Annotated in this window: 3 protein-coding genes; 2 read left to right on the top strand and 1 reads right to left on the bottom strand. The window is 41.7% G+C overall.

Annotation, left to right across the window (positions count from 1 at the left end):
* Window positions 1-129 precede the first annotated feature (129 nt).
* The gene (locus FTU02_RS05000; protein WP_180156137.1) at window positions 130-1,317 is read right to left on the bottom strand and encodes a glycerophosphodiester phosphodiesterase family protein; all 1,188 of its coding nucleotides are present in this window, start codon (window positions 1,315-1,317) and stop codon (window positions 130-132) included.
* A 276-nt stretch (window positions 1,318-1,593) separates the two neighbouring features.
* Here FTU02_RS05000 and FTU02_RS04995 point away from each other — a divergent pair, with 276 nt between their 5' ends.
* Both FTU02_RS04995 and mgtE read left to right on the top strand, forming a co-directional pair.
* Window positions 1,594-4,695, top strand: coding sequence for a multidrug efflux RND transporter permease subunit (locus tag FTU02_RS04995; RefSeq protein WP_180156134.1), 3,102 nt, complete (start codon window positions 1,594-1,596; stop codon window positions 4,693-4,695).
* A 219-nt stretch (window positions 4,696-4,914) separates the two neighbouring features.
* On the top strand, window positions 4,915-6,258 hold the full coding sequence (mgtE, locus tag FTU02_RS04990) for a magnesium transporter (protein WP_180156132.1): 1,344 nt from the start codon (window positions 4,915-4,917) through the stop codon (window positions 6,256-6,258).
* Window positions 6,259-6,329: the final 71 nt, after the last annotated feature.

Raw genomic sequence — 6,329 nt, 5'->3', positions numbered from 1 at the left:
AGTTCCGACAGCTCCAGTACCTCAGCCAGTGGCAACGCAGTCAGCCGCAGAATATTTGGCAAACCCACTTTAAGATTTCCGTTTAACAATAAAAAAGACGCCTTGGCGTCTTTTTTCATTTTAGGAAAATTAGGGCTTTTGCAGTTGTGTTAAGGTTTTACGCGCCAGTCCCGGATCATCTGCAAATACACCATCTACACCAGCTTTATAGAAGTTTTCAAATTCTTTGGCCGCCCCCGTATCACAGCGTTCTGTCGCCACAGAGCTACATTTTAAATAGTCAGGTAAAAAACCATTTTCAGGTCTGAGCGTATAAGGATGGACTTTCAAACCAGCAGCATGGGCATCTTTGACAAAAGTAGTTTGTTTAAATTCAGTGTTTGAAAAAATATAGGTTTTACTTAGACCTACACCATCTGCATATTTTGCCACTGATTTTAGGCCTTCTGCAGTGGCTAAACTTGCATAATTTTGAGGTGAGCTTTGTTGCTGTAAGTCACCCGGTATGGCAGTTGGGCTATCTAATAATTGAATAATTTTGCCATGTTTGAGGGTTTTCTTTTGCGTGAGTTGATCGCGTAAGTATTTAAGATTGGTGGTTTCAAAAGACTGTAAATATACAGGCGCGATATCACGTGTATAACTGTATTTGGCAAGCGTGGTGAGTAAACGATCTTCCATGGCTAGATTTTGCTGTTGGAAAAATGTTGGATGCTTGGTTTCAATATATAAACCAACAATTTTCCCGGTTTTTTTATAATGAGCTTCGGTAAGTTCAATGATTTGTTCGAGCGTTGGGATGCTGTATTGATCATTATATTGAGTGTTATTAGGGCGATATTGAGCAATACGCTCACGTGCTTTTACATTTTGAGTCAGTTCATTCAAATTAAAGTCTTCCGTAAACCATCCTGTATAGTCGATACCATCGATTTTTTTGGTGGTTTTTCGATCCGCAAATTGTGACAGCGTACTAATATTGGTTGTCCCTGAAATTTCACTTTCATGGCGCGCAACCAGATAGCCATCCTTGGTTGGCACTAAATCGGGTTCGATAAAATCCGCACCATCATCAATCGCTTTTTGATATGCGGCAAGGGTATGCTCGGGTCGCAAAGCACTGGCACCGCGATGCCCAACAATGACAAAACCAGTATCAGGCAAAACAGGGGGCTTGGTGACATGGGTTTTATCGTCATCCGAATTACATGCAGATAAACCGAAAACGCTAAAAAGGAGCAGTGAAGACACGCCCCATGAGGATTTCACTTTACTTGTTATCGCTATATTCAACTGCTTTGTTAATTGTTTTTGCATGGCTGCCTCTGCATCTTTTTATATAAATGAATGATGTTGCAGGCATACATTGCAGGGCAGTGGCTAAGACTTCATGACAGAGGCGGTTTTGTCACATAAATTTACTAAAATAGCTGAAATGGAGGCTCTCCATATTTTCTACATATTTCGCTTCAAGCAAGGTTTTTATGTAGTCTAGGCTTGTAATCAAGCACATTGTGATTGATTATCAATAAGATTTTTTGAAAAAATCAATCAACATATTTTATTTCATTAATTGAAAAGTGACATGGACTGATGCTGTCTAAGTTTTTTATTTATCGACCGATTTTTGCAGGTGTCTTGGCGATCATCGTCATGGCGCTCGGGCTATTTGCTGTGCTCAATTTACCGGTAGAGCGCTATCCAGATATTGCACCACCACGAATTACGGTCAGTGCAAGTTATAGCGGTGCGTCAGCAGAAACAGTCGAGGAAAGTGTCACACAAGTTCTTGAGCAACAAATTAAAGGAATTGATCATCTTTTATATTTTAGTTCAAGCAGCGACTCTTCAGGTCGAAGCCGGATCAGCATCAGTTTTGAAAATGGCACTGACCCAGATACCGCTCAAGTACAAGTACAAAATGCCATAAATGGAGTAATCAATCGGCTGCCTGAAGATGTGCAGCGCCAAGGGGTAAATGTCTATAAATCTTTGGGTGATACCCATATGGTTATCGGCCTCTATGATGAGACTGGCAAGAGTTCGAATATCGAACTTGGTGACTATATGATGACTCATCTAGAGCAGGACATTGCTCGAATTGAGGGTATCGGTGAAGTCGATGTTTTTGGTTCGCAATTTGCCATGCGCATTTGGCTCAACCCACTGAAGTTAAAGCAATATAGCCTTATGCCCAGTGATATCCGTGCGGCTGTTGAATCACAAAATACGCAGGTTGCAGCCGGAGCCGTAGGTGAATTGCCGAGTGTATCGGATCAATATCTCAATGCAAAAGTCACGTCAGGTTCACGTTTAAAGTCAGTTGAAGAATTTGAAAATATAATTGTCAAATCTGCACGAGACGGCAGTTTTGTCTATTTAAAAGACGTTGCACGTGTTGAATTGGGTGCGGAAAATTATTCAGGGGTGAATACCATTAATGGGTATCCATCTTCAGGGATGGGGATCTCATTGGCATCTGGGGCGAATGCACTTGAAACCTCAGCCTTAATTAAGCAAGAAATTGAACAATTAGCGAAGCAATTACCTGCCGGTTATAAAATTGTTTATCCTCGGGATAACACGCCATTTGTACAAGAATCGATTAAAGAAGTGGTGAAAACATTATTCGAAGCCGTTTTATTGGTGGTTTTGGTGATGTTTATCTTCTTACAAAATTGGCGAGCAACGCTGATACCTGCGATTACCGTGCCTGTGGTGATTCTAGGGACTTTAGCGATTTTATATGCTTTGGGCATGACCATTAACACGCTCACCTTGTTTGCATTGGTATTGGCCATCGGTCTGTTGGTCGATGATGCGATTGTGGTGGTGGAAAATGTCGAACGTTTAATGCATGAACAACAGTTAACAGCAAAACAAGCGGCTATAGAGTCGATGCATGAAATTAGTGGGGCATTAATCGGGATTACTTTGGTATTAACCGCTGTATTTATTCCCATGGCGTTCTTTGGTGGCTCAACGGGCGTGATCTATAGACAATTTTCCATCACACTTGTGGCTGCCATGGGCTTGTCACTGATGGTTGCGCTGATTTTAACTCCTGCATTATGTGCCTTAATTTTAAAACCAAATCCGAAACCACAGCGCTGGGCGATTTGGTTTAACGCCAAATTAGAGATTTTAAAAACCAAATATTTGACACTTGCACAAGCCACAGTTCGTTATCGCTTATGGACGGTGGTTTTGTTTGCGGGGCTCATTACGGTATTTGCTTTGTTTTATCGTGCTTTGCCGACCAGTTTTATTCCTAGTGAAGACCAAGGTATTTTGAGTGTGCAACTTAAATTACAAGAAGGTGCACCGATGTCGAAAAGTCGTGAGGTCGGTGAACAAATTCGGCAGTACTTTTTAACTGAAGAAAAGCAAAATGTTGATTTGGTGATGATTCGTTATGGACGAAATTTTTCTGGTACGGGTCAAAACTTAGGGCAAGGCTTTATTGCACTGAAGCATTGGGATGAACGTTCAGGACAACACAATTCAGCACAAGCGATTCGTGAACGTGCTATGAAACATTTTAAAAAATTTAACAATGCACAAATCAATGTCAGCATGCCGTCCTCTGTCAGTGGCCTTGGGCAAACCGATGGTCTGGAATTTTGGCTGCGAGATATGAATGGTGAAGGCCGTGCTTATCTCGATGCGCAATTTAAAAGCTTGCAAGAAAAATCTTCACAATTCAGCAGTTTCGAAAATTTAGACAAACGCTCAAACCCCGATAAAGCCGAACTAAAAGTGGATATTGATCAAAAACAAGCAATGGCCTTGGGGTTAACTCAAAATGCGATTAATAGCACCATGAGTAGCGCATGGGGCGGTAGCTATATCAACGATTTTATCGACCGTGGGCGCATTAAACGCGTCATGATGCAGGCAGATGCCGAATTCCGTTCTAAACCAGAAGATTTAGCTTATTGGCATGTACGTAATGACCAAAATGAAATGATTCCATTTAGTAATTTTTCAACCATTGGTTGGAGTGGTGGTCCAGAAGTTGTTAATCGTTTCATGGGCTATACCGCATTACAAATGGAAGCGGATACAGCCAAAAATGTCTCAAGTGGACAAGCCATGCAGGATGTTAAAGCTTTAGTTGACCAAGTGCCGGGTGTGGACGTTGCATGGAGTGGGTTATCCTTTGAAGAGCAAAAATCAAGTCATCAAGCGATTTGGCTATATTTGGTCTCGATAGGATTTATTTTCCTTTGTCTTGCCGCCCTATATGAAAGTTGGAGTATTCCAACTGCAGTCATGAGTGCGATTCCACTTGGGATAGGTGGTAATATTTTGTTTAGCTACATGGTCGGTTTTCCAAATGACATCTATTTCCAAATTGCTCTACTGACAACAATTGGTTTGTCCTGTAAAAACGCGATCTTGATTGTAGAGTTTGCAGCGATGGCACAAGAAAAAGGCAAACATGTAATCGAAGCTGCAATGGAAGGCGCAGCACTTCGTTTACGTCCTATTTTGATGACCTCTTTGGCTTTTGGTGCGGGAGTGGTTCCTTTAGTTCTTGCTTTTGGTGCAGGTGCAGCCAGTCGCCAAGAGATTGGGGTGAGCGTACTCGGTGGGGTAATATTCGGTACGGTCTTGGTGCTGATTTTTATTCCGTTTATGTATGTGATGGTCCGTTCAATTTTTAAAATCAAGCCAGTGTCTGAAACTTAGAAATAATTCACGCACAGCGTATAGCTCCAGTAAAAGCCACCGTGAAAGCTTGAGTACATCGCGGTGGCTTTTTTATGTCGCCAAACTTTCGGCAGGGAATGTTCACAGCGAATTTTCGCAAACAACATTCACCGAGAATATATTGAAGAGATTTGAAACCCTTCATTTTATCCTTCAAAATGTGTTTAACAAATAAAGATTAAAATTTGAGTGAGTTGAATGGCGGATTTAATACAAAGACAGCGTGATATTTCCGCTTTATTGCAACAACAAAATTATACAGAGGCCGTTGGTGTTTTACAGCCTCTGAACTATGCTGATCAGGCCCGTTTAATTCAGCAATTTCCAATTGAAGATCAAATTGAGTTGCTTTCAGGTTTAGCGCATCAAGGTTTGGTTTTTGAGTTTTTCCCTTTTGAGTCACAGCGACAGCTGATTTCGCGTTATCCACTGCGTCTACAAATTGAATTATTTGATGACATGCATTCTGATGATGCAACGGATTTATATAAAAGTTTAACTGATGCAGAACAAGATCGAATTTACCAACAACTTGATCAAGATACCCAAGAGCATCTAAAGGCATTATCTGCATATGCAGAAGAGTCTGCAGGTGCAATCATGAGTTCAGACTATGTCAGTATGCCTGCTGACTTTACCATGCAACAAGCCATAGAGGCCTTGCGCCATGAACCGCATGACCGTGAAACCCTATATTTAATTTATGTCACCAATGATCAGTCTCAATTAGAAGGGGTGATTTCACTGCGGCAAATTTTGCAGGCTGACCGTGATGCACGAATTCAACAGGTGATGACCAAAGATGTGGTGACCGGCTGGATAGATGAAGACCAAGAAAGTATTGCTCGAAAATTGGCTGAATATGATTTTATGGCCTTGCCGATTGTGGATCATGCTCAGCGTTTGATGGGGATTGTCACCTATGATGATGCGATGGATGTGGTACAGGCTGAAACCACTGAAGACTTTTTAAAAGCCAGTGCGGTGAGTACTGAACCTGGTATGAGCATTAAGAAAGCACCGATTTTAAAATTGTACCAAAAGCGGGTGTTTTGGTTGGTGATATTGGTCTTTGGCAGTTTATTGTCCGGTTTAGGTATTTCCTATTATGAAGACATCATTGCAGCACATATCGTCTTGGTTTTTTTCTTACCCTTACTGGTCGGAAGTGGAGGCAATGCGGGTTCACAGTCTGCGACCTTAATGGTGCGAGCGCTTGCCACTGGGGATGTAAAAATTCGAGATTGGTTTTATTTGTTGGGGCGGGAGACGCTTGTCGCTCTTTGCCTCGGCGGAACCATGGCCATTGCCGTATCGATTTTAGGCTACTACCGTGGTGATGCAACCGTCGCTTTAGTCTTGGCTTTAAGTATGATGGGCATCGTATTGCTCGGTTGTTTAATTGGGATGAGTTTGCCCTTTATACTCAACAAGTTAAAGCTCGATCCTGCAAGTGCATCTGCACCATTGGTAACCTCGATTTGTGATGCGACCGGCGTGGTGGTGTATTTGATGATTGCATCGCAATTGCTCAATTTATAGAGATTAGCATTTTGCTACAGATTGAAGACTTCTAATATGTTTTAATCTCAGTGATTTACACGGTTTTTATT

Source organism: Acinetobacter sp. YH12045 (genome assembly GCF_013419925.1).
Classification (GTDB): Bacteria; Pseudomonadota; Gammaproteobacteria; order Pseudomonadales; family Moraxellaceae; genus Acinetobacter; species Acinetobacter amyesii.
The sequence above is the reverse complement of the archived record's forward strand: the minus strand, read 5'-3'. Positions and strand labels throughout refer to the sequence as shown.

Coding starts and splice junctions, on each gene's coding strand:
- FTU02_RS04995 (WP_180156134.1), top strand. CDS start 1,594: ATGCTGTCTAAGTTTTTTATTTATCGACCGATTTTTGCAGGTGTCTTG.
- FTU02_RS05000 (WP_180156137.1), bottom strand. CDS start 1,317: ATGCAAAAACAATTAACAAAGCAGTTGAATATAGCGATAACAAGTAAA.
- mgtE (WP_180156132.1), top strand. CDS start 4,915: ATGGCGGATTTAATACAAAGACAGCGTGATATTTCCGCTTTATTGCAA.